We start from the raw sequence: 23,072 nt of genomic DNA, 5'->3' as shown, positions 1-23,072 counted from the left end.
GCAAAGGAGTGTTCCAATGGTCAAGACGTTCATGGTGCTGATGGCTGCGACGTTGCTGGCGGCCTGTTCCAGCAGCCCGAAAGCCACGGCGCCGGATAATGCGGCGCCAACGCCCGAGGATGGCTGCTACCAGGCTGACTGGCAGGCCGAGACCAACCCGGTGCTGAACAAGCGTTCCGGGCCGGACGGCCTGGATAAATACGAGACGCAAGCGCCGGTCAAGGAACATGGTTGCCCTTGACGGGTCAGACTCTTTAACTCATGGCGGGCGGCCTGTGCCGCCCGTCGAGGAACACGGATGAAAGGCTTTGTCGCCGTCATGGCGTTGGCATTGTTGGCCGGTTGCTCGCAACTGGGTTTTCTGCAGTCGTCCGAACCCGTTGCAGAGGGCTGGACAAGTTGGACATGTGACAGCGAAGCCAAGGTGCTCTGGCGTTATACCGATGCGGCACGCAAGGCAGTCGATGTCCGCCTCGGCGGCGCCGAGAAGGTTTATCGTCTCAAGCTCGAACCGGGTGTTGAAGGTTCGCTGTACAGCGATGACATGCTGGCGCTGCACGTCCAGGGTGAGGAAGGCCTGGTGTACTGGGTCGCCACCAATGATCTGATCGGGCGTGGTTGCAAGGCTGAGTGACACGATTCATCTGATTCACACAGATCTGAATAGGGAAGCAGATCCCATGTGGGAGCGAGCTTGCTCGCGATAGCGGTCTATCAGGCAACAGAGATGTTGAATGTGCCACCCTCATCGCGAGCAAGCTCGCTCCCACCGGGATCGCGTCAATATTTGGGTTTAGCGATACCGAACACGCGGCTCGGGCCAACCCCCGATCCGCAATGACTTGAATAGCCGCCGCCGCTCCGGCAGGCTGGCACGATTAACGACCCTCGACCGGGAGAGATACACACAATGGCACTTATCAGCATGCGTCAGATGCTGGACCACGCAGCCGAGTTCGGCTACGGCGTCCCAGCCTTTAACGTCAACAACCTTGAGCAGATGCGCGCCATCATGGAAGCCGCTGACAAGACTGACTCCCCGGTGATCGTCCAGGCTTCGGCTGGTGCCCGCAAATACGCCGGCGCGCCGTTCCTGCGCCACCTGATCCTGGCGGCGATCGAGGAATTCCCGCACATCCCGGTGTGCATGCACCAGGACCACGGCACCAGCCCTGACGTCTGCCAGCGCTCGATCCAACTGGGCTTCAGCTCGGTAATGATGGACGGCTCCCTCGGCGAAGACGGCAAGACCCCGACCGACTACGAGTACAACGTGCGCGTCACCCAGCAGACCGTCGCCATGGCCCACGCCTGCGGCGTTTCGGTGGAAGGCGAACTGGGTTGCCTGGGCTCGTTGGAAACCGGCATGGCCGGCGAAGAAGACGGCATCGGCGCCGAAGGCGTGCTGGATCACAGTCAGATGCTGACCGATCCGGAAGAAGCCGCGGATTTCGTCAAGAAAACCCAGGTCGACGCCCTGGCCATCGCCATCGGCACCAGCCACGGCGCCTACAAATTCACCAAGCCGCCCACCGGCGACGTGCTGGCCATCGACCGCATCAAGGAAATCCACAAGCGCATCCCCAACACCCACCTGGTGATGCACGGTTCTTCCTCGGTACCGCAGGAGTGGCTGGCGATCATCAACCAGTACGGCGGCGACATCAAGGAAACCTACGGCGTGCCGGTTGAAGAAATCGTCGAAGGCATCAAGTACGGCGTGCGCAAGGTCAACATTGACACTGACCTGCGTTTGGCTTCCACCGGTGCGATGCGTCGGTTGATGGCAACCAATCCTAGCGAGTTCGACCCGCGCAAGTTCTTTGGTGCGACGGTGACGGCGATGCGGGATGTTTGTATTGCGCGTTATGAGGCGTTTGGTACGGCGGGTAATGCTTCGAAGATCAAGCCGATCTCGTTGGAAGCCATGTATCAGCGGTATTTGAAGGGTGAGTTGAACGCTAAGGTTAATTGATGTTTTAGCGTTGTGAGAAAACCCGCAGTGATGCGGGTTTTTTTATGTTTGGGGTTTGGGTGTATATCCGTTTTTGTAGGTAACGGCTGCTTATGGTTTCGCTTTTTCGGATATACACAAAGATCTTGGTAGCGCTGTGTCAGTCGACATCCATGCTGCTGACCCGGCGCTATCGCGAGCAAGCTCGCTCCCACAGGGGCATCTTCCACCGGGGGGGTTATTAGTCTTCGAGGCCGCGCTGTTCAATGACGCCGAACACGTCGGTGACATCCTGGACCAGGATCCGGGCGACGTTGGTGAGGGTGTTGAAGTCGCCAGCAGCCGAATCGCGCAATGTGGCGCAGGCCATGAGCGTCAGGTAGTCGAGCGTGGCATGCAAGCGCTCGCTGGCGCAGGCGTGGAGCTCGGTCAGTGGGACGGTTTTATCGATGAACAGGACGGGCTGGGTGGTGGCGATCGGGGTGAGCGGAGTGAAGCGGCTTAGTAATTGATGCGTCGTCATAAGGTTCGGCCTCTATAAATGAAAATTCATTGCCACCTTTTTGCTGCGAAACAAACGGGTGGCAGTTGCGCGCGGGTTCGCAGACCGAGATAGAGACCAGACCCGGCAGACCCGAAGGCCTCCCGCGCGCAACCGCCATAAAATGAACGCAGGCGAGTTTGCCTGAATTTTCATTTGACGGTGCAAAGTCTCTGTCTGTCAGTGGGCTGCGAAACCCTTGCCCACCGACCAAAGCCAGCAGACCCACCGAACTATAGAGCAGATTCCCAAGGCCAAAATCGACGCTGTAGGACGCACCGGCCCCCTGTGGCGAGGGAGCTTGCTCCCGCTCGGGGGCGCAGCCGCCGTAAAACCGGCAAATGCGGTAGGTCTGGAGGAAAGAGGGCCGCTTCGCAGCCCAGCGGGAGCAAGCTCCCTCGCCACGGGACGTAAATTCCTACGAGATTTTCAGAAGCAGAAAATCAGGTGTTGTGATCGATATCCAACACGCTGAACGTCACCTTTCCACCTTCGCTGGTATAGCCCGTGTTGTCCTGCACATACACCCCAGCCTTGAAGTACAACGGCTTGTCGCGCCAGGCCGCGCCAACCGTGGTGTACCAACTGTTGCCGGCAGCGGTAATGCCCAGGTCGCCGGTCCGATCAAGATGGATCCGGTAAGAGAACGACCGGTTGAGCTTCACTCCGGTGGCAACGGTGATAACCCTGCCTTCGCTGTCATCGGGACGCATGCGGACCTTGGCGACAATGTTGCCGGTGGCGCTGGAGTCGCTGTATTGGTATTCCAGCTTGACCATGGGCTTGCTGCTGTCCTTCGCATGGATCTGGCCAATGACGATCTTGCCGCTGCTGGGCACTTGATTGACGACGAGCGTTGCCCGCAAGAAGTTGTCGGCGTCTGGATAGACCCAGTTGCGCAACCTTCCGTCTCGGTAGGTTTCGCGCAATTCGCTGCGCGGGTAGATCGCGTTTTCAGTCTTGGTGCCGGTAACCGGTGACCAGAAATACACGGTGCTGCCTTCGGAATTGAAATACTTGTCCTGGAACCCGTCTATCAAGCGAGGGGTTTCGATGGTTTTCGGCGGGCTGCCTTCGGGAATGCTCAGGTTCCAGGTTGCCATATCGACCATGTTCGGATCCTTTCTGAGAAGAAGAAATGATTTACGCCACAGCCGGAGGCTTTAAGACGCGCTTTTGCTGAGGCCATAAGCAATCGCAGACGAGAAATTGGCACGATCGTCCGGCGGTGAGTTGGCGTCAGCAGACCGTCAGAGTGGCGTTTTCCGGTTTTGTGCCCGAGATGTACGACCGTTGGTCGACTAAGTGGGTTTTCCAGGGAACGATTGCGCGATGGCTATTTGACGCTCCAGGCGTGCAAACAAAAAAGCATCCTGAACGGATGCCTTGAAAGGTGTGCCGACAGCAACGTCCCTGTGCTGTTACGGCGCGGTGAAGCGATGATCAAAGGGTGGTGTGTTTGATTTCCAGCAGGCTGAACGTCACCTTCCCGCCCTCGGTGACGTAGCCGGTGTTGTCTTGGACATACACGCCCGCCTTGAAGTAGAGCGGTTTGACTTTCCAACTCGGATCGACGGTGGTTCGCCAGTTATAACCCGCCGCGGTGATACCCAGTGCACCCTTGGGGCTCAGGTGGATCATGTAGGAAAAGCTGCGGTTGAGCGTCACGCCAGTGGCGATGGTGATGACCTGGCCCGATGCATCATCGGGACGAAGGCGTACCTTGGCGACGATGTTGCCGGTAGAGCTATAGGCTTTGTATTGGTATTCCAGCTTCACCATCGGGCTGGTGCTGTCCTTGGTGTGAATCTGACCGATCACGATCTTTCCGGTGCTCGGCACCTGGTTGACGGTCACGGTGGCGCGCAGGGTGTTATCCGCCGCCGGGTACAGCCAATTGCGCAACGTGCCGTCGCTGTTGGTTTCGCGCAGTTCGCTGCGAGGGTAAATGGCGTTGGCCGTCGTGGCGCCTGTCACGGGAGCCCAGAAAAACACGGTGCCGGTTTCAGAGTTGAAATACTGGTTCTTGAAGCCTTGGACCAGTTGCGAGGTTTGAATGGTTGCCGGCGGGGCGCCTTCGGGGATGCTCAAGTTCCAGGTTGCGAGATCGATCATGTCCAGGTTCCTACGTATCGGGATGTAAAAGGTGTACGCCGCGTCGGGAGGCTTTAAACCGCCCTTTTGAAGCGTCTCGAAACGCTGGATAGGGGCTTTTCTTGTTGACCGTTCGGCGATTGTTTGACGTCAATTGACTGTCATGGGTCTCATTGCAGCTTTTGTGCCTGAGAGGGGTGACCGTTAGTCGGCTATTTCGGGCTTTGTCTGGATGATGGCGCGATGACACCTACTGCTTTTCAAAATCCCGGTCTAGAGTGAGATCACTGTATGTTGTCCGCCTTGCTCGATAGGGCGGACATGGCGCCCCGATAAGAGAAGCAGCATGGAATGCGCGCAACCCCCGTTTGGCGAAGACAGCTCTGTCCTTTTGATCGTTGATGACTACCCCGAAAACCTGCTCAGCATGCGAGCGTTGCTGCAGCGTCAGGATTGGCAGGTGATGACCGCGTCCTCGGGGATCGAGGCGCTGAATCTGCTGCTCGAACATGACATCGACCTGGTGCTGCTGGATGTGCAAATGCCGGACATGGACGGTTTCGAAGTGGCGCGCCTGATGCGCGGCAGCCAGCGCACGCGGCTCACGCCAATCATTTTCCTCACCGCCAACGAGCAGTCCCAGGACGCCGTCATCAAGGGCTACGCCAGTGGCGCGGTGGATTACCTGTTCAAACCTTTCGATCCGCAGATCCTCAAGCCCAAGGTCCAGGCGTTGCTCGAGCACCAGCGTAACCGCCGCGCCTTGCAGCGCTTGAGCCAGGATCTCGAAGCGGCACGGGCCTTCAATGCCTCGGTGCTGGACAACGCCGCCGAAGGGATCCTGGTAGTGGATGAGGACGGCTGTATCCGTTTCGCCAACCCTTCGACGTGCCGTCTGCTCAATGCCACCGCCGACCAGTTGCAGGGGATGCCTTTACTCGATTTCCTGCAAAAGCCCCATATTCCCGAATGGATGGATTCGGAGATCCATACCGCCTACCGGCGTGGCGAAACCTGGCGCCTGCACGATGCGGTGTTGCGCACCGCCCCCGGCCAGCAAGTGTCGGTGGCCCTGTCCTGTGCGCCTCTGCCCTCTGAGCAGAAGGCCATGGTGGTGACGCTCCAGGACATGTCGGTGGTTCGCCATCTGCACCAGCAGTTGGAATTCCAGGCTGTGACTGACCCGCTGACCGGCTTGCTCAACCGCAGGGGGTTCTATCAGACGGCGGAAAACCTGCTGATGCGCAGCGAACGGCTGGAAAGCAACTGGGTGCTGCTGTACCTGGATCTCGATGGCTTCAAGCGCGTCAACGATTCCCTGGGCCACGATGCCGGCGATCGGGTGCTGCGCTGGGTCTCCGAACAATTGAAGGCCTGCCTGCGACCCTTCGATATTCTCGCGCGGCTCGGCGGTGATGAGTTCACGGCCCTGCTGGATCTTGAAGTACCCGAGCAGGCTGCCAAGATCGCCGAGAAACTTATTGAACGGGTTTCGATCTGCCAGCAGATCGAAGGCATGGACGTGACGCTGGGGGCCAGCATCGGGATCGCGACTTACCCGGATTGCGGCTCCAACCTCGATGGCCTCCTGCGCGCTTCCGACATCGCGATGTACGAGGCCAAGCGCGCCGGTCGCCAGCAATATCGTTTTTATGACCACGAAATGAACGGTCGGGCCCGTTCACGGCTGATGCTCGAGGAAAGCGTGCGCTCGGCCATCGAAAACCGCGACTTCAATATGGTCTATCAACCCCAGGTCAGTATTCATGATGGACGCATTCGCGGGTTCGAGGCGCTGTTGCGTTGGCAGCACCCAAGCGTCGGCGATGTTCCGCCGGGCTTGTTCCTGCCGCTGTTGGAAGAGGCGCGGCTGATCAGCCGACTGGGCAGTTGGATCTACCACCGCAGCGCGGCCCAGCGCAAAGTCTGGGAGCGCTTGTTCGCCGAGGATCTGGTGTTGGGCGTGAGCTTGAGCAGCACTCAGTTCGGCATGCCCAACCTGGTGACCGAATTGCGCCAGGTGCTGGAGCGCCACGCCTTGAAGCCTCGGCAACTTGAGGTCGAGGTGACCGAGGATGCGCTGATGCGCAACCCGGACGAGACCCATAAGCAACTGCGATTGCTGCGCCATCTGGGGGTGCGCGTGGCGCTGGATGACTTCGGTTCCGGGCCTTGCTCGTTGGCTCACCTGCGGGATCTGCAGCTCGATACCCTCAAGCTCGACCGGCATTTGATCGCCCGTTTGCCAGGCTCGCCCCGAGATGCCGCATTGGCCGCCTCGGTGATCGACCTGTGTCGGCAACTGGGCTTGCGAGTGATCGCCGAAGGGGTGGAGACCCGCGAACAATATCAGTGGTTGCGGGCCCACGGCTGCGAGTTCGTGCAAGGTTTCCTCGTGGCGCGCCCCTTGATGGCGGAAGACACCAACGCCTTCGCCAAGCCCTTCGACTGGAGCGCGGTCATCGCCTGAATTCGCTACACTGGCGGCCTTTTGTAATGGTGTGGCCGCCCGATGACTGCGCTCAAATACCTCCAGGCGTACCCCGCCGCCTTGCAAGCCCAGGTGCAACAATTGATCGCCGAGGATCGGCTGGGCGATTACCTGCGCCAGCGCTATCCCGACCGGCATCCGATCCAGAGCGATAAGGCGTTGTACGCCTACGCGCTGGAACTCAAGCAGCAATACCTGCGTAACGCGCCGGCCATCGACAAGGTGCTGTTCGACAATCGCCTGGACCTGACGCATCGTGCACTGGGCCTGCATACAGCCGTGTCGCGGGTGCAAGGTGGCAAGCTCAAGGCCAAGAAGGAAATCCGCATCGCATCGTTGTTCAAGGAGGCGGCGCCCGACTTCCTGAAGATGATCGTGGTTCACGAGCTGGCCCACTTCAAGGAATCGGACCACAACAAGGCGTTCTACCAACTTTGCGAGCACATGCTGCCGGGTTATCACCAGTTGGAATTCGACCTGCGGGTGTACCTGACCTGGCGGGACCTGCAACAAGACAAGGAATGATCGGATGGACGTCAGCAAGACCAAGAGCAGCTTCTATCGTCGCTTGTATGTGGCTTACCTGATCGACAGCGGCCTGGCCAGTAACGTCCCGGCCCTCACCGAAGTCACCGGCATGCCCCGGCGTACGGCCCAGGACACCGTGGCGGCGCTGGCGGACCTGGATATCCTGTGTGAGTTCGAACAAGAAGAAGGCGCGCGCAACCATGCCGGGCGATATCGGATTCGCGATTGGGGGGCGATTGATCGGGGGTGGATCGAGCAGAACCTGGAGCGGATCAGGGCGGTGCTCGGCTATCCCTGAATGCTGGTTGTGTCTGGGTTGGCGTCTTCGCGAGCAAGCCCGCTCCCACAGTGGGATCTTTTGTAGGCACAAAAACTTTGTCTACCTCAGAACCCTTGTGGGAGCGGGCTTGCTCGCGAAGAGGACCTTAAGGACGATGCATGCCGATATGCGGAATCCCATCCTCCAGATACTCGACACCCACCGCTTCAAACCCATACCGCCCGTAATACCCCTGCAGATGCGCCTGGGCCGACAACGAAATCGATGTGCCGGGCCAGTGCTTCTGCGCCTGTTCGAGCGCACGCTCCATCAGCGCATGCCCCAGCCCCTGGCCGCGTGCTTCTGGCGCGATGACCACCCGGCCAATCACCACGTCGCTGTTGCGCGAGTGGGGATCGAGCAAACGAAGGTAGGCGATCAGGTGATTGTCCCGCCAAGCCATCAGGTGGCACGTGTCGCCTTCCAGATCGAGTCCATCCACGTCCGGGTAGGCGCAGCTCTGCTCGACCACGAACACGTCGGCGCGCAATTTTAGAATGGCGTACAGCTGCTCCTTGCTCAGGTCGCTGTGATGTTTGCAGACCCAGTCGATATCCATTTTTTGAATTTCCTTGAATGCCTGATGCCGATATTAGGCGTCCTCACGTCGGAAGTCTCTTTTCGATTGGTCGGAAAATCTGTGATAAAGACCAAAATGCCATCATGGATGTGTCGCGGTCTTGTCTTCTTTGTGTAATCTTCGATTCAGCCCTGCGCAGCGGTTTCGATGAGCTAACGTTAGGACCGGACGTCTGCGGATGTCCCTTGGATTTCGGCTAAAAACAAACCGGGCTTGAACCCGTCAAGGATGTTTGGCATGCCGCGATTGCATCGAGTTCTTGCTTTGGTCGGACTGTTGTTGCTGAGCCACAGCGTCTGCGCGCAGAAGTTGCGCCTGGTGGCCGATGCCTGGCCCCCTTTCACCGATTCGACCTTGGTCAACGGCGGCCTGGCGACCGATATCGTCACGACGGCCCTGGCGCGGGCGGGCTATGCCAGTGACTTCGAGCAGGTGCCCTGGGCACGGGCGATGCTGGGCATCAGTGAAGGGCGCTACGACGTGCTGGTCAACGCCTGGTACGCCGAAGAACGCACCCATGTGGGTCAGTTCTCGGCCGAGTATTTGCTCAACCGGGTGCGCTTCATCAAGCGCAAGGATGCGGACATCGAGTTCGATAATCTTCAGCAGCTATATGCCTACCCCGTCGCCGTGGTGCGTGGCTACGCCTATGCCAAGGCGTTCGACGAGGACGCGCAGATGCAGAAGATCCCAGTGCACAACTTTGCGATGGCCGTGCGCATGCTGGCTGCCGACCGGGTGAAACTGACCTTGGAAGATGAGTACGTCGCCCGTTACTACCTGGCTCGGGAATCCCCGAAGGTGCGCAACGCCGTGGAGTTCCTGCCCAAGCCCTTGAGCGAAAACAGCCTGCACATATTGGTCAGCCTGAAGAACCCCGAACACGAGCAGATCGTGGCTGGATTCGATCGTGAAATTGCGGCGATGAGGGCGGATGGGAGTTATGAGCGGCTATTGAAGGCGCATGGGATGTAAGACAGCTGTGTGGCGGGTGCTCATTCGCGAGCAGGCTCGCTCCCACAGGCAAACGTACATTTGTTGTGGGAGCGAGCCTGCTCGCGAAGGGGCCGGCCCATCCACTACAGTCTCAAGCCTCGCTGGTGTCCTTGATCAAATGCGCCGCCAACGTGCGCAACGGCCCCAACTGGCGGCAGATCAAGGCCAATTGAGTCTGCACCAGCCGCTGCCCTTCGTCGATTTCGTCGGGCATCTGCTCAAGCTCGCTGGCCAGTGCTTCCTCTTCGTCACTCTGGATGGCAATCGACTGTTTGCTCGCCAGGCCTTGGGCGATTTCATCGATGCTGGACGCCAGTTTTACGCCCGCGCCGTCGATCAGGTATTCGCGCACTTCAGTTGGCAATTCCGTGCCCCGGTGGGCGCCCAGGCCTGACAGGTAGCTGAGCAACGTGTGGGACAACACCAGGAAGCGGAATCCGACGTCGGCCTCCTTACGGAAATGCCCAGGCTCCATCAGCATGTTCGCCAGCGTGGTGGACAGCGCCGCATCGGCGTTATGGGCGTTGCGTCGGGCCAGGCGATAGGCCAGGTCGTCACTTTTTCCGGCCGCGTATTGCTGCATGATCTGGCGCAGGTAGATGCTGTTGCAGGTGAGCGTGTTGGCGAGCACTTTGTTCAGCCGTCGGCCCTGCCAGTCGGGCAGGAACAGGAACACTGCCAGCCCGGCGATCAGGCTGCCTACCAAGGTATCGAATAGCCGTGGCAGCAGCAGGCCGTAGCCGTCGCCGACCTGGTTGAAGCAGAACAGCACCATGATGGTGATTGCCGCGGTCGCCAGGGTGTAGCGGGTGGTGCGGTTGGTAAAGAATATGACTCCGGCGACGATGGCGAAGCACGACTGCACCAGCGGGTTCGGGAACAGATCGAACAATGCCCAGGCCACCGTCAGGCCGATCGCGGTGCCGATGATCCGCTGGCCGAGCTTGCGCCGGGTGGCGCCGTAGTTGGGTTGGCAAACGAACAGTGTGGTCAGGACGATCCAGTAGCCTTGGGACGGGTGGATCAGGTGCACCATGGCGTAGCCCACGCTCAAGGCCAACGGCAATCGCAGCGCGTGACGAAACAGCAGCGAGGTGGGCGTGAGCTGGGTACGCAGGCGTACCCAGACGTCCTTGAGGTTGCGTGGTGAGCGGTCCAGGAGGCTGCTGTCGGTGGCGTCGGCCAACGCGTCGGGATTGCTCGCATCGCTGAGCAGACGGTCCATCGTGCCAAGGTTCACCGACAATGCGCGCAGCGAACGCAGCAAACCGCGCCAGGCCGGGTTGCTCTGGATGCGCAAATGTTCGAGGGACGCGTGCAGGTCGTTCAACGCTTCGGCAAAGCTGTCGTCATAGACGAACGGCTGGCGCAGCTGGATCGACTCCGCCAGAGCCTGGCAGGCCTTGCCCTGCTGGCGCAGCAGGCGCTGGCAGCGGAACAGCACATCGCTGTGAAAGAAGGCTTCGGCCAGCGCGTTATAGGGGTAATGGGAAGAGCTCGCGCGTTCGTGGATGTCCTGGGCGAGAAAATACAGCTTCAGGTAGCGGCTGACTTTCGAGCCGGGTCGGCCGTTGCCGACGCGGTGCAGGATGATTTCCTTGGCGCTGTTGAGCGCGGCGACGACCCGACCGTTCTGCTGGGCCAGTTCCAGGCGTCGCGCCTCGACGTCCAGGTGGCGGATCGGTTCGAGCAACGACGACTTGAGCTTCAGGTAACGCCCCAATTCGCGAAACAGCCGCGCCAGGCTTTGCTGCACCGGTTGGTTGGAAAACAGCGCGTGCCAGAGGACCGAGAGCAGGCCATACCACGCGGCACCGGCCACCAGCAGTGAAGGTTCGTGCCAGAAGTCAGTCACCGCGCCGCCGCGCTGGTCCACGCCGATGACGGTGTAGACCGAGAGAATCAAGGTGGCCGAGGCGATCGCGCCGTAGCGCTCGCCCAAGGCGCCAAGCATGGTCAGGCCAAAGGCAGCCATGGCCAGGGCGACTATGAACAGGACGGGATAGGGAAACAGCAACTCCACCGACAACGCGGCAACGGTGAAGCACACCAGCGTCACGACCAAGGCGTTGAGGCGGCCTTGCCAACTGTCATCGGTCTCGGCCAGGGCGCTGGCGATGATGCCCAGGAACAGGGGAATCAGCAGCCCCATTTCATCCAGATACCAGCACAGCCCCATGCTGCCGGTCAGGGCGATGAACACCCGCACGCTATAACTGAACTTGTCCAGCGCCCAAAGGCGCCGCAGGGATTGGCTAAACGAGGTCGATGACATGAAGTGCAAGGGCCTGACGGGCAATGACGCTAAATTGAGGCAGTAATGACGCCGATGCAATGGCGGCGATCACATCTGACAGCAAAAAGTGTTCCGGAGGATGAAGGACACTTACACCTCTGTGGCGAGGGGATAAATCCCCTCGCCACAAAAGCAGGCTCAACATGGGGTGGGATCAGACGTACTGCGCCGCCGCATACCCCGAAGCCCAGGCCCACTGGAAGTTGAACCCGCCCAGGTGCCCAGTGACATCCAGCACTTCGCCGATGAAGTACAGCCCGGGGCTTTTCAACGATTCCATGGTCTTGGACGAGACTTCCCGGGTGTCGACGCCACCCAGCGTGACTTCGGCGGTGCGGTAGCCTTCAGTGCCGGCAGGGACGACGTTCCAGCTCGCCAGTTTCTCGGCGATGTCCGCCAGCTCCGCGTGGGTGTATTGCTTCATGGGTTTGGAGGCGAACCAGGTGTCGGCCAGCAGGTTGGCCATTTTCTTGGTGAACAGCTCGCCCAGCAGTGTTTTCAATTCGCTGTTGGGACGTTCGGCCTGTTGCTGCTGCAGCCATTGCGGCACGTCGTGGTCGGGCAAAAGGTTGATCTGCACCGTGTCCCCCGGTTCCCAGAACGAGGAAATCTGTAATATCGCCGGGCCGCTCAAGCCGCGATGGGTGAACAGGATGTTCTCGCGAAAACTCTGGTCGTTGCAGCTCACCAGGCAATCGACCGAGGTGCCCGACAGTTCAGTGCACAGGGTCTTGAGCTGGTCGGTGATGGTGAACGGCACCAGCCCGGCGCGAGTTGGCAGCAACTCATGGCCAAACTGCTTCGCCACCTGATAGCCGAAACCGGTCGCCCCGAGGGTCGGAATCGACAACCCGCCGGTCGCGATGACCAGGGATTGGCAGGCGAGGGCGCCGAGGGTGGTTTGCAGCAGGTAGCCGCCGTCGGTCTTTTCGATCTGCTCGATCGAGGTGTCCAGGTGCAGGTTGACGCCGGCCTGCTCGCATTCGTCCAGCAGCAGGCCGAGGATGTCGCTGGACTTGTTATCGCAGAACAACTGGCCGAGTTTTTTCTCGTGATAGGGCACGCCGTGCTTGGCCACCAGCGCGATGAAATCCCACTGGGTGTAGCGGGCCAGGGCCGATTTACAGAAGTGCGGATTCTGCGAGAGAAAATTGCCCGGCTCGGTGTACATGTTGGTGAAGTTGCAGCGTCCACCGCCCGACATGAGGATTTTCTTGCCGGCCTTGTTGGCGTGGTCCAGCAGCATCACTTGGCGTCCGCGCGCGGCAGCGGTCAGCGCGCACATCAACCCCGCGGCGCCAGCGCCAATGATCACGACTTCGGTAGAGCGCAAAACGGTGTCCTCTCAGCTTTCCACAATACTGAATGTGGGAGCGAGCTTGCTCGCGATAGCGGTGGTTCAGTCAACATCGAGGTGACAGAACTGACGCCATCGCGAGCAAGCTCGCTCCCACAGTTTGATATCTGTTGGGTTGGCGATCGCTTTACAGGATCCGCACCCGCAACGACCGACCCTTGATCTTGCCATCGTTCAGGCGTTGCAGCGCCTGCTTGGCGATCCCGCGTTCCACGGCCACGTAGGCCTGGAAATCGAAGATCGCGATCTTGCCGACCTGGGCGCCGGGAATGCCGGCCTCGCCGGTCAGGGCACCAAGGATGTCACCGGGGCGGACCTTGTCCTTGCGCCCGGCGCCGATGCACAGGGTGCTCATCGCTGGTAGCAGCGGACCGCCGCCCTGGGGCTTGAGGTTGTCCAGTTGGTCCCAGCTCAGCGGCGACTTCTGCAGTTGCTCGATAGCCTGGGCGCGGTGGGCTTCGGACGGCGCCACCAGGCTGATGGCGATGCCTTTCTCACCGGCGCGGCCGGTGCGGCCGACGCGGTGGATGTGGATTTCCGAATCCCGGGCCAGTTCGACGTTGATCACCATGTCCAGGGCATCGATGTCCAGGCCGCGGGCCGCCACGTCGGTGGCCACCAGCACCGAAGTGCTGCGGTTGGCGAACATCGCCAGCACCTGGTCGCGGTCACGCTGCTCCAGGTCGCCGTGCAGGCCGACGGCCGAGATGCCCTTGGACGTCAGGTGGTCGACGGTTTCCTGGACCTGCTGCTTGGTGAAGCAGAACGCCACGCACGAGGCGGGACGGAAATGCGCCAGCACCTTGACCACCGCGTCCATGCGCTCCTCGGGCGAGATCTCGTAGAAACGCTGCTCGATCTGCGCGTCGGAGTGGAACGCCTCGGCCTTCACTTGCTGCGGGTCACGCATGAACTTGGAGGCTAGCTGCTTGATGCCCACCGGGTAGGTGGCGGAGAACAGCAGTGTCTGGCGGCGTTCCGGGGTCTGCTGGATGATGTCTTCGATGGCGTCGTAGAAGCCCATGTCGAGCATGCGATCGGCTTCGTCGAGAATCAGCGTATTGAGGCCGTCGAGCACCAGCGAGCCCTTGCGCAGATGCTGCTGGATGCGCCCCGGCGTGCCGACGATGATGTGGGCGCCGTGTTCGAGGGAGGCGATCTGCGGGCCGAACGACACGCCGCCGCACAGGGTCAGGACCTTGATGTTGTCTTCGGCGCGGGCCAGGCGGCGGATTTCCTTGGCAACCTGGTCGGCCAGCTCGCGGGTCGGGCACATCACCAGGGCCTGGCAGCCAAAATAGCGCGGGTTGATCGGGTTCAGCAGGCCGATGCCGAAGGCGGCAGTCTTACCGCTGCCGGTCTTGGCCTGGGCGATCAAGTCCATGCCCTTGAGGATCACCGGCAAGCTTTGCGCCTGGATCGGCGTCATCTGGGCATAACCGAGTGATTCGAGGTTAGCCAGCATGGCGGCGGACAGCGGCAAAGTATTAAAAGCGGTGGCAATGGTGGTCACGGGACTGGCCTGCAAAACAAAATGTCGCGCAGTGTAGCAGCCTCGTGCCACTTTCTTCGAAAGTTCTGGACGAGCTGTGAGGGCCGAACCGCAGAACATGTGGCGGGGATTTATTGTGGCGAGGGGATTTATCCCCGCTGGGCTGCGAAGCAGCCCCTAGGATGGTCACCTTGGTGGATCAGGGAGAGCGCATTCAGCCTTTTTGGGGCTGCTGCGCAACCCAGCGGGGATAAATCCCCTCGCCACAAAAGCTCCCCAATTCCACTGGTCAGTGTTCGATATGCTCATCCGGGCGTTTCACCCGTCGCCCGTCTTCGCGTGACAACTGGGAAAAGATCGTCGCCGCCAGCATCGCCATGATCCCCACCGTCACGAAGGTCAATTGGAACGCGCCCAGCACCGTCTCCACCCCGTCGTTGCCAACCTGGGCCGTGAAGCCGCCAAGCAAGGCTCCGGCGCAAGCCACGCCGAGGCTCAGGGACAGTTGCGCCACCACCGACAACAGGCTGTTGCCACTGCTGGCGCTGGCATCGTCCAGGTCGATCAGCGTCACGGTGTTCATCGCGGTGAATTGTAGCGAGTTGATCGCCCCCAGCACTGCCAGATGCGCCAGCAACAGCCAGTACGGCGTCTGTTCGCTGACCAGCCCCATGCTCGCCAGCATCACACCCAGGGCGAGGGTATTGGCGGTAAGGACAATGCGATAGCCGAAGCGCTCGATCAATGGCCGGGCGACCGATTTGGCGACCATCGCCGCGGCCGCCAGGGGCAGCATGCTCATCCCGGCCTGGGAGGGCGAATAACCCAAGGCGACTTGCAACAACAACGGCACCAGGAACGGCAGGGCGCCGCTGCCCAGGCGCGCGAACAGGTTGCCGAGGATGCCCACGGCGAAGGTTCGGGTCTTGAACAGCGACGGTGGGAACAGCGCGTTCTCGACGTGCCCGGCCCGCAACCAATAGGCCGCCAGGCAGGCCATGCCGCCGAACAGCAGCAACATCACCCGCAGGTGCGGCAGGTGCAATTCACCCAGGCCTTCCATGGCAATGGTGATCAGTACCATCGCCGCGCCGAACAGCAAAAAGCCCAGGCCATCGAAGCGCGTGCGCTCGCTGCCGCGCAGGTCCGGGATGAACTTCCACACGGCGTAACAGCCGATCACACCCACCGGCAGGTTGATGATGAAAATCCAGTGCCAGGTCATGTATTCCACCATCCAGCCGCCCATGGTCGGGCCGATCAGCGGGCCGAGCAGGCCGGGAATGGTGATGAAACCCATGATTCGCACGAGCTCCGAGCGTGGATAGGCCCGCAATACCACCAGCCTGCCCACCGGCAGCATCAACGCACCGCCTAGGCCTTGGACGACACGGGCGCCGATCAGCATGCTCAACGAACTGGACAAGGCGCAGAGCAAGGAGCCGAAGCTGAACAACAGGATCGCGCCGAAGAAAATCTTCTTGGTGCCGAAGCGGTCGGCAATCCAGCCTGACGCCGGGATCAACAGCGCCACGGTGAGCATGTAGGCAATGATCACACCCTGCATGCGCAGCGGGTTTTCCGCCAGGTCACTGGCCATGGCGGGCAGGGCGGTATTGAGGATGGTCCCGTCGAGGGACTGCATGAAAAAGGCAATCGCCACGACCCACGGGAGCCAGCGGGCGGTGACGGCATCGAGGGGAGCGCGGTTGGGCATGGGACCTCTTGTGTGGACAGTGGACATTGACCTGCAGCGAAAGCGCTTTGTGGCGAGGGGATTTATCCCCGCTGGGCTGCGAAGCAGCCCCCGATCTACCAGCCCAGTAAAACAGGCGGAGCCTATTCAAGCTTCTTGGGGTCGCTTCGCAACCCAGCGGGGATAAATCCCCTCGCCACAGGTTCTGTGTTTGCTAACTACAGGGTCAAGGTCAAGCGCTTCACCAACGCCCCCGGCAACAACATCGAGGCCGTGGCCCGTTGGCTGTAGGTGCTGGCCGAAAGCAGAAGTTCCCGCTCCCGGGTCAGCGCTTCGAGCTGCGAGCCCAGCAGGCTGTAGACGCTGTCGTCGAAACGCATGGTACTGACCGGAGCCTGGATCTGGCCGTTCTCGACCCAGAACGTGGCGAAGCGGGTCATGCCGGTCAGGCGCGCCGCGGGTTGGTCCGAGTAGTTCAGGTACCACAGGTTGCTGATGTACAAGCCGGTGCCGAGCTCCTCAAGAATGTGCCGCTGCTCGAGGTGGCCCTCCTTCATGTCCAGCGCCGTGGGGTATTCGTAGCTGCTGGCGCCATTGGCAGTGAGGCCGTATTCCGCGGCGCTGCGGGAGTTGACCAGTCGCGTGTTGGCCGTGCCCTTGGCAATCAGCGTCAGGTCGTCGCGGGGATAACCTTCGTCGGAAAACGCCGGGCTCAAGGAGCCGCTGACCTGCTCGGTCAACCACACGTTGGGACTGAAGTGGGCCTCGCCAGCGTAGAACTTCTGCAGCGGGCTCTGCTTGCTGGCAATCGCCCGTGCGGAAAAACCGCCCCAACTGAGCATGCCCATGATCTCTTCCAGGGCGGCCGGCGCCAGATAAGCGCGGTATTCGCCGGGCGGCAGCGTGCGCAGCGGGCGGCCGAGAAACTCCAGTTGCTCGCGAGCCTGTTCGAAGCGCCGGGCGAATCCCTCGCGGCTCCATTCATGCCCGGCGTAGCTGGCTTTCACTGCCTGGCCGTTCTCATGGAACAGGCTAAAGTCGAAGTTGAAACTGTTGGCCTGATGCCAGCCGAATGCCCCTGAAGAACTGGCGAAACCGCGGCTGATGGGCCCCGCAGCATAGAACCCGACCAGATCCAGGCCTTCGGCGGCGCGGGTGATTTCAGCGACGGCCTGCTCCGTTTCGGGCAGTGGATGGGCCTGCACGTTGTCGCTGTGCCAATGATTGTGGTTGAGCAGCAAGTAAGGATCTACCGGCAACAGCGGCAAGGTTTCGCGCAGTTGCCGTAGCCCTTCGGCCAAGCGTTGCAGGTCGGTCTCGGTGTCACCGGACAAGGTGATCTGCAAATCGGCATGACGGCCGTCGTTGATCAATTTGAAACTGACATTCGCCTGCTGCACCTGGCCGGCCTGGCGGACCTTGCCGTGGTTGAAGCGCACGAAGGCCGAAGACTCGGCGGCGTAGCCGAGGGTGAATTGTTCAGGTTCGCGCAGCGCATCGCGTAGCCAATCGACCAACGCCTTGAACGCCCCCGCTTGATTATTGACAGTGTTCATCAGGCGTCTCCCCCAAACACATCGACATGGCTGAACACACAGGCCGGCGACGCATGGCCGACGCGGATGACCTGGTTCGGTTCGCCCTTGCCGCAGTTCGGCGTGCCCAGAACCTGGGACGTGCTCGCATCGCCCACCGCTCTCAGGCTCTTCCAGAATTGCGCGGAGATGCCCCGGTAGTTGGGGTTCTTCACCACATCCTTGAGCTCACCGTTTTCGATCAACTGGCCCCATTCGCAACCGAACTGGAACTTGTTGCGGGCGTCGTCGATGGACCAGGACCGGTTAGTGCGCATCAACACGCCGTGCTCGATGCCCTGGATCAGTTGCTCCAGGGATTGGTCGCCGGGTTCGATGTTCAGGTTCGCCATGCGATCGATGGGGGGGCGGTTCCAACCGCAGGCGCGGCTGTTGGCGACACCGTCGAGGCCAGCGCGGAACTGCGACAGCGCCCCGCCCAATGGACGCAACAGCAGCCCTTCACGAATCAGGAACTGCTTGCTCGCGGCGCTGCCGTCGTCGTCATGGCTGTAGCTCGCCAGTTCCTCGGGAATATCCGGGTCGAAGGTCACGTTCAACAGGCTGGAGCCATATTGCAAGTGGCCGAAATCGCTGGTCTTGACGAAGCTGGTACCGGCGTAATTGCGCTCATCCCCGAGGATGCGGTCCAGTTCCAGCGGATGGCCGATGGATTCGTGGATCTGCAGCATCATCTGGTCGGGCATCAGCAGCAGGTCATGCGGGCCTGCTGGGGTATTCGGCGCCATGAGCAACTGCAGGGCCTGGTCGGCGATTCTCGGGCCGGCGCCGATCAGGCCGCAACGGCTGATCACATCGAAGCCGCCTTGCTGGCCGAAATTTTCCCGGCCCAGGGTGCGGGTCTGGCTGTCGTGGCCGTCGAAGGCGGTGACGTCCAGGGCCGGGTAGATGAAGCGTTGGGCCTGGCGCAACTCAGCGCCGGCACTGTTGAGGTAGATCTGCTCGACCTGGGTCAGGCCGATGCTGGCCTGCCAGTTCACCAGGCGTTCGTCGGTGGGCACCGAAGCCGATTCGTCGCCGAGCAGTTGGTAGCAATCGCTCAGCGGAGGGAAAGCCTGGTCGAAATGCGGCGAGAAGTAGTCGGCACGGTCGCTGGACACCGCTTGCTCGCGCAAGTCGAGCAAGGCATGGGGCTTGAGCCGACGAGCGTGTTGCTCGGCGCGCTCCAGTGCCGCTTGCAGGCCGGCCTGGGATAGATCATTGGTGGCCGCGTAGGCCTCGACGCCGTTGACCCGCACGGTGAGCATCGCCCCTTCGTCGCGGTTCAGGCTCGGTGGTTCGGCGACGTTCTTGCGCACCGACAGGTGCTGGCCGGACTCACGGACATAACGCAGGGAAAAGAATTCAGCACCCGTGCGCAAGGCAGCAAACCGCTGCTTGAGCTGGGGATGGAAGTCGAACATGAAACCTCCTTGTCTGGAGTGGCGATGCAGCGAGGTGCGGCGCATTGACGCGGTGGCTCTAGAGTAGGCCTGGGGCGGGGGAGGGATCAAGGCAGATGGGAATTTTGCGGTGTCAGGTTGGACGCCTTCGTCGGATCGCCGCCCGGAGCAGGCTCGCTCCCACATTGGATATTTGGTGGTCACGAAATCTGTGCCCACCTCAGAATCCCTGTGGGAGCGAGCTTGCTCGCGATGGCGGTGTGGCAGTCAACGAAGATATTGAATGGGCCGGCCCCATCGCGAGCAAGCTCGCTCCCACAATGGGATCTTCAGCGGTCACGAAATCCGTGTCCACCACCGAACCCCTGTGGGAGCGAGCTTGCTCCGGGCGGCGATCCGACGAAGGCCGCGCCGCGGTCTTGAGTCTTACTGTGCAGCCGTCGCCACTTCACGCACCGGCTTGCCGCGCACCGGCGCATCGCCGGCCACATAGTACGGTGCGGTCGAGCGCGGCAGCGGCTTGCGACCACGGATCTTGTCGGCGATTTTCTCGGCCATCATGATCGTCGGCGCATTGAGGTTGCCGGTGGTGATGATCGGCATGATCGAGGCGTCGACCACGCGCAACCCTTCCATGCCATGCACGCGGCCTTCGCCGTCTACCACGGCCATGTCGTCGGTGCCCATCTTGCACGAGCAGGACGGATGGAACGCGGTTTCGGCGTGCTCGCGGATGAACTGGTCCAACTGCTCGTCCGTCTGCACGTCGATGCCCGGACTGATCTCGCGACCACGGAAGGCGTCGAGCGCCGGTTGTTGCATGATCTCGCGGGTCAGGCGGATGCCGTCGCGAAATTCCTGCCAGTCCTGCTCGGTGGCCATGTAGTTGAACAGGATGCTCGGGTGCTGGCGCGGGTCCTTGGACTTGGCCTGGATCCGACCACGGCTCGGCGAGCGCATGGAGCCCATGTGCGCCTGGAAACCATGTTCCTTCACGCCGTTGCTGCCGTTGTAGTTAATCGCCACCGGCAGGAAGTGGTACTGGATGTTCGGCCATTCGAAATCCGGACGAGTACGGATGAAACCACCGGCTTCGAACTGGTTGCTGGCGCCGATGCCGGTGCCGTTGAACAGCCACTCGGCACCGATGGCCGGCTGGTTGTACCAGAGCAACGACGGGTACAGCGAGACCGGTTGGGTGCAAGCGTATTGCAGGTACAACTCCAGGTGATCCTGCAGGTTTTCGCCGACGCCCGGCAGGTCATGGACCACCGGGATGTCGAGATTCTTCAGCAGCTTGGCCGGGCCAACGCCGGAGCGCTGGAGGATCTGCGGCGAGGCAATGGCGCCGGAGCACAGCAGCACTTCCTTGCGTGCCCGAGCTTCGACGCGCTCTTCAGCGGCGCCCACCAGGTAGCGCACGCCGACCGCACGCTTGCCTTCGAACAGGATCTTGTCGGTCAGGGCATGGGTAACGATGGTCAGTGTCGAACGCTTCTTGGCGATGTCCAGGTAACCACGGGCGGTACTGGCGCGACGGCCGTTGGGCGTGACGGTACGGTCCATCGGGCCGAAACCTTCCTGCTGATAACCGTTGAGGTCGTCGGTACGCGGGTAACCGGCCTGCACGCCGGCTTCGACCATGGCGTGGAACAACGGGTTGTTACCGGCCTTGGGCGTGGTCACGCTGACCGGGCCGTCGCCGCCGTGGTAGTCGTTCGGGCCGATGTCACGGGTTTCGGCCTTGCGGAAATACGGCAGGCAATCGAGGTAGGTCCAGTCTTCCAGGCCCGGCAGCTTGGCCCAGTTGTCGTAGTCCAGGGCGTTGCCGCGGATGTAGCACATGCCGTTGATCAGCGAAGAACCGCCCAGGCCCTTGCCGCGTCCGCACTCCATGCGCCGGCCGTTCATGTGCGGCTCCGGATCGGTCTCATAGGCCCAGTTATAGCGCCGGCCTTGCAGCGGGAACGCCAGGGCGGCGGGCATTTGCGTACGGAAGTCGAGGCGATAGTCCGGGCCGCCGGCTTCGAGCAGCAGGACGGTGACGCCTTCGTCTTCGGTCAGGCGGGTGGCCAGGGTGTTACCGGCCGAGCCGGCACCGATGATGATGTAATCGAATTCTTGGGACATGAAATGCACCCTCTTTTTGAGTTGGGTTCAGGTCAGGCCTGGCGAGTGCTTCGCACTCGATCGCGAGCAAGCTCGCTCCCACATTGGAATGGGGACTCCTGTGGGAGCGAGCTTGCTCGCGATGGCGGCCGCAGAGGCAGCGTCGGTTTAGAACACCGACGTGTAGTCGCCCATCTCGACCTGCACCGACTTGATACGGGTGAAGTTGTTCAGCGAGCTGATCCCGTTCTCCCGGCCCACGCCCGATTGCTTGTAGCCACCGACCGGCATTTCCGCCGCCGATTCGCCCCAGGCGTTGATCCAGCAGATGCCGGCTTCGAGCTGGTGAATCACGCGGTGGGCGCGGTTGAGGTCGCGGGTGACGACGCCAGCCGCCAGGCCGAAGTCGGTGTCGTTGGCGCGGCGGATCACTTCTTCTTCGGTTTCATAGGTGAGGATGCTCATCACCGGGCCGAAAATTTCTTCACGCACGATGGTCATGTCATCGGTGCAGTCGGTGAACACGGTCGGGGCGACGAACGCGCCCTTGGCGAATTCGCCTTCCGTCAGGCGACCGCCGCCGCACAGCAAGCGCGCGCCTTCGGCTTTGCCTTTCTCGATGTAGCCCAGCACGCTTTCCATGTGGGCGAAGCTCACCAGCGGGCCGAAGTTAGTGTTTTCGTCTTCAGGGTTACCGACGCGGATGCGCGCCACGCGCTCGACAATCTTGGCTTCGAACGCCGCTTTGAGATGGCTCGGCACGAACACGCGGGTGCCGTTGGTGCAGACCTGGCCGGAGCTGTAGAAGTTGGCCATCATCGCGGTGTCGGCGGCGCGGTCCAGGTCAGCGTCGTCGAAGATGATCAGCGGCGACTTGCCGCCCAGTTCCATGGTCACGTCCTTGAGCGACGAGCTCGAGGCGCTGGCCATGACTTTCTTGCCGGTGTCGGTGCCGCCGGTGAAGGAGATTTTCTCGATGCGCGGGTGCTCGGTCAGCCAGGTGCCGACTTCGCGACCGCTGCCGGTCAGCACGTTGAACACGCCCGCTGGAACGCCGGCCTCGGTGTAGATCTCGGCCAGTTTCAAGGTGGTCAGCGAGGTGACTTCGCTTGGCTTGAAGATCATCGCGTTACCGGCGGCCAGGGCCGGGGCGGATTTCCACAGGGCGATCTGGATCGGGTAGTTCCACGCGCCGATACCGGCGACCACGCCCAGGGGCTCGCGACGGGTGTAGATGAAGGAAGTGGTGCGTAGCGGAACCTGCTCGCCTTCGATGGCGGGCACGAGGCCGGCATAGTATTCCAGCACGTCGGCGCCGGTGACGATGTCGACGTATTTGGTTTCGGAGAACGATTTGCCGGTGTCCAGGGTTTCCAGGGCGGCCAGCTCATCGTTGCGCTCGCGCAGGATGTCCACGGCGCGGCGCAGGATGCGCGAGCGTTGCATGGCGGTCATGGCGGCCCAGACTTTCTGGCCTTTTTCGGCGCTGGCCACGGCACGCTCGACGTCCTCGAACGTTGCGCGCTGCACCAAGGCGAGCACTTCACCGTTGGCCGGGTTGATGGCTTCGAAGGTGGCGTCGCCGCTGGCATCGCTGTACGTGCCATCGATGTAGAGTTTTTGCAGTTCGAAACGGGCCATA

19 protein-coding genes are annotated in these 23,072 nt (G+C 61.4%); 7 read left to right on the top strand and 12 right to left on the bottom strand.

The window, feature by feature from the left end:
• Positions 1-16 precede the first annotated feature (16 nt).
• The 3 genes from KSS97_RS27045 (at position 17) to fba (ending at position 1,975) form a co-directional block, all read left to right on the top strand.
• A complete protein-coding gene (locus KSS97_RS27045) occupies positions 17-241 on the top strand; it encodes a putative periplasmic lipoprotein (RefSeq protein ID WP_030137855.1) in 225 nt (74 codons plus the stop codon).
• Positions 242-298: 57 nt separating this feature from the next.
• Complete coding sequence (locus KSS97_RS27040; protein WP_030137854.1) at positions 299-634, top strand: MliC family protein; 336 nt, start codon at positions 299-301, stop codon at positions 632-634.
• Between the two features lie 276 nt (positions 635-910).
• On the top strand, positions 911-1,975 hold the full coding sequence (gene fba, locus KSS97_RS27035) for a class II fructose-bisphosphate aldolase (protein ID WP_003177554.1): 1,065 nt from the start codon (positions 911-913) through the stop codon (positions 1,973-1,975).
• A gap of 220 nt (positions 1,976-2,195) precedes the next feature.
• On the opposite strand, the gene KSS97_RS27030 is transcribed toward fba, so the two are convergent.
• The 3 genes from KSS97_RS27030 to KSS97_RS27020 all read right to left on the bottom strand — a co-directional run bounded on the left by KSS97_RS27030 (position 2,196) and on the right by KSS97_RS27020 (position 4,610).
• Positions 2,196-2,477, bottom strand: a complete 282-nt coding sequence (locus KSS97_RS27030; RefSeq protein ID WP_217860535.1) for a fructose-bisphosphate aldolase — start codon at positions 2,475-2,477, stop codon at positions 2,196-2,198.
• 461 nt (positions 2,478-2,938) lie between these two features.
• Positions 2,939-3,607: a polysaccharide lyase family 7 protein gene (locus tag KSS97_RS27025; protein ID WP_217860534.1), complete on the bottom strand. Its 669-nt coding sequence runs from the start codon at positions 3,605-3,607 to the stop codon at positions 2,939-2,941.
• A 331-nt stretch (positions 3,608-3,938) separates the two neighbouring features.
• Positions 3,939-4,610, bottom strand: a complete 672-nt coding sequence (locus KSS97_RS27020) for a polysaccharide lyase family 7 protein (RefSeq protein WP_217860533.1) — start codon at positions 4,608-4,610, stop codon at positions 3,939-3,941.
• A 325-nt stretch (positions 4,611-4,935) separates the two neighbouring features.
• On the opposite strand from KSS97_RS27020, the gene KSS97_RS27015 reads away from it, so the two are divergent.
• Genes KSS97_RS27015 through KSS97_RS27005 form a run of 3 tightly spaced genes read left to right on the top strand, consistent with a single transcriptional unit; the run spans position 4,936 to position 7,906 of the window.
• Positions 4,936-7,059 carry a putative bifunctional diguanylate cyclase/phosphodiesterase gene (locus tag KSS97_RS27015; protein ID WP_217860532.1) on the top strand — a complete coding sequence of 708 codons (2,124 nt, stop codon included), beginning with the start codon at positions 4,936-4,938 and terminating at the stop codon, positions 7,057-7,059.
• Positions 7,060-7,101: 42 nt separating this feature from the next.
• On the top strand, positions 7,102-7,605 hold the full coding sequence (locus tag KSS97_RS27010) for a M48 metallopeptidase family protein (RefSeq protein ID WP_030137848.1): 504 nt from the start codon (positions 7,102-7,104) through the stop codon (positions 7,603-7,605).
• Positions 7,606-7,609: 4 nt separating this feature from the next.
• The gene (locus KSS97_RS27005; protein ID WP_030137847.1) at positions 7,610-7,906 is read left to right on the top strand and encodes a winged helix-turn-helix domain-containing protein; all 297 of its coding nucleotides are present in this window, start codon (positions 7,610-7,612) and stop codon (positions 7,904-7,906) included.
• Positions 7,907-8,033: 127 nt separating this feature from the next.
• On the opposite strand, the gene KSS97_RS27000 is transcribed toward KSS97_RS27005, so the two are convergent.
• Complete coding sequence (locus tag KSS97_RS27000; protein WP_217860531.1) at positions 8,034-8,486, bottom strand: GNAT family N-acetyltransferase; 453 nt, start codon at positions 8,484-8,486, stop codon at positions 8,034-8,036.
• Positions 8,487-8,744: 258 nt separating this feature from the next.
• On the opposite strand from KSS97_RS27000, the gene KSS97_RS26995 reads away from it, so the two are divergent.
• Positions 8,745-9,482 (top strand): substrate-binding periplasmic protein, encoded by a 738-nt coding sequence (locus KSS97_RS26995; protein WP_198796851.1) that lies wholly within the window; start codon positions 8,745-8,747, stop codon positions 9,480-9,482.
• A gap of 112 nt (positions 9,483-9,594) precedes the next feature.
• Here KSS97_RS26995 and yccS read toward each other — a convergent pair whose 3' ends face one another.
• The 8 genes from yccS to betB form a co-directional block, all read right to left on the bottom strand.
• The gene (gene yccS / locus KSS97_RS26990; RefSeq protein ID WP_217860530.1) at positions 9,595-11,778 is read right to left on the bottom strand and encodes a YccS family putative transporter; all 2,184 of its coding nucleotides are present in this window, start codon (positions 11,776-11,778) and stop codon (positions 9,595-9,597) included.
• A gap of 175 nt (positions 11,779-11,953) precedes the next feature.
• Complete coding sequence (locus tag KSS97_RS26985) at positions 11,954-13,132, bottom strand: BaiN/RdsA family NAD(P)/FAD-dependent oxidoreductase (protein ID WP_217860529.1); 1,179 nt, start codon at positions 13,130-13,132, stop codon at positions 11,954-11,956.
• Positions 13,133-13,283: 151 nt separating this feature from the next.
• Positions 13,284-14,621 carry an ATP-dependent RNA helicase DbpA gene (gene dbpA / locus KSS97_RS26980; protein ID WP_258651024.1) on the bottom strand — a complete coding sequence of 446 codons (1,338 nt, stop codon included), beginning with the start codon at positions 14,619-14,621 and terminating at the stop codon, positions 13,284-13,286.
• A 316-nt stretch (positions 14,622-14,937) separates the two neighbouring features.
• Complete coding sequence (gene mdtD / locus KSS97_RS26975; protein ID WP_217860527.1) at positions 14,938-16,365, bottom strand: multidrug transporter subunit MdtD; 1,428 nt, start codon at positions 16,363-16,365, stop codon at positions 14,938-14,940.
• Positions 16,366-16,562: 197 nt separating this feature from the next.
• Entirely contained in the window at positions 16,563-17,900 is a 1,338-nt protein-coding gene (locus tag KSS97_RS26970; protein WP_217860526.1) for a TldD/PmbA family protein, read from the bottom strand.
• Complete coding sequence (locus KSS97_RS26965) at positions 17,900-19,342, bottom strand: TldD/PmbA family protein (RefSeq protein ID WP_217860525.1); 1,443 nt, start codon at positions 19,340-19,342, stop codon at positions 17,900-17,902. Before KSS97_RS26965 ends, KSS97_RS26970 begins: the two co-directional genes overlap by 1 nt.
• A gap of 405 nt (positions 19,343-19,747) precedes the next feature.
• Positions 19,748-21,451 carry a choline dehydrogenase gene (betA, locus tag KSS97_RS26960; RefSeq protein ID WP_217860524.1) on the bottom strand — a complete coding sequence of 568 codons (1,704 nt, stop codon included), beginning with the start codon at positions 21,449-21,451 and terminating at the stop codon, positions 19,748-19,750.
• A 147-nt stretch (positions 21,452-21,598) separates the two neighbouring features.
• Complete coding sequence (betB, locus tag KSS97_RS26955; RefSeq protein WP_217860523.1) at positions 21,599-23,071, bottom strand: betaine-aldehyde dehydrogenase; 1,473 nt, start codon at positions 23,069-23,071, stop codon at positions 21,599-21,601.
• Position 23,072: the final 1 nt, after the last annotated feature.

The sequence above is a fragment of the Pseudomonas alvandae genome (assembly GCF_019141525.1).
Taxonomy (GTDB): Bacteria; Pseudomonadota; Gammaproteobacteria; order Pseudomonadales; family Pseudomonadaceae; genus Aquipseudomonas; species Aquipseudomonas alvandae.
Note: the sequence above shows the minus strand (reverse complement) of the source record. Positions and strands in the feature narration are given on the sequence as shown.

Bases quoted from the DNA above. Each gene is read 5' to 3' on its own strand.
- KSS97_RS27045 (WP_030137855.1), top strand. From the start codon at position 17: ATGGTCAAGACGTTCATGGTGCTGATGGCTGCGACGTTGCTGGCGGCC.
- KSS97_RS27040 (WP_030137854.1), top strand. From the start codon at position 299: ATGAAAGGCTTTGTCGCCGTCATGGCGTTGGCATTGTTGGCCGGTTGC.
- fba (WP_003177554.1), top strand. From the start codon at position 911: ATGGCACTTATCAGCATGCGTCAGATGCTGGACCACGCAGCCGAGTTC.
- KSS97_RS27030 (WP_217860535.1), bottom strand. From the start codon at position 2,477: ATGACGACGCATCAATTACTAAGCCGCTTCACTCCGCTCACCCCGATC.
- KSS97_RS27025 (WP_217860534.1), bottom strand. From the start codon at position 3,607: ATGGTCGATATGGCAACCTGGAACCTGAGCATTCCCGAAGGCAGCCCG.
- KSS97_RS27020 (WP_217860533.1), bottom strand. From the start codon at position 4,610: ATGATCGATCTCGCAACCTGGAACTTGAGCATCCCCGAAGGCGCCCCG.
- KSS97_RS27015 (WP_217860532.1), top strand. From the start codon at position 4,936: ATGGAATGCGCGCAACCCCCGTTTGGCGAAGACAGCTCTGTCCTTTTG.
- KSS97_RS27010 (WP_030137848.1), top strand. From the start codon at position 7,102: ATGACTGCGCTCAAATACCTCCAGGCGTACCCCGCCGCCTTGCAAGCC.
- KSS97_RS27005 (WP_030137847.1), top strand. From the start codon at position 7,610: ATGGACGTCAGCAAGACCAAGAGCAGCTTCTATCGTCGCTTGTATGTG.
- KSS97_RS27000 (WP_217860531.1), bottom strand. From the start codon at position 8,486: ATGGATATCGACTGGGTCTGCAAACATCACAGCGACCTGAGCAAGGAG.
- KSS97_RS26995 (WP_198796851.1), top strand. From the start codon at position 8,745: ATGCCGCGATTGCATCGAGTTCTTGCTTTGGTCGGACTGTTGTTGCTG.
- yccS (WP_217860530.1), bottom strand. From the start codon at position 11,778: ATGTCATCGACCTCGTTTAGCCAATCCCTGCGGCGCCTTTGGGCGCTG.
- dbpA (WP_258651024.1), bottom strand. From the start codon at position 14,621: ATGCTGGCTAACCTCGAATCACTCGGTTATGCCCAGATGACGCCGATC.
- mdtD (WP_217860527.1), bottom strand. From the start codon at position 16,365: ATGCCCAACCGCGCTCCCCTCGATGCCGTCACCGCCCGCTGGCTCCCG.
- KSS97_RS26970 (WP_217860526.1), bottom strand. From the start codon at position 17,900: ATGAACACTGTCAATAATCAAGCGGGGGCGTTCAAGGCGTTGGTCGAT.
- KSS97_RS26965 (WP_217860525.1), bottom strand. From the start codon at position 19,342: ATGTTCGACTTCCATCCCCAGCTCAAGCAGCGGTTTGCTGCCTTGCGC.
- betA (WP_217860524.1), bottom strand. From the start codon at position 21,451: ATGTCCCAAGAATTCGATTACATCATCATCGGTGCCGGCTCGGCCGGT.
- betB (WP_217860523.1), bottom strand. From the start codon at position 23,071: ATGGCCCGTTTCGAACTGCAAAAACTCTACATCGATGGCACGTACAGC.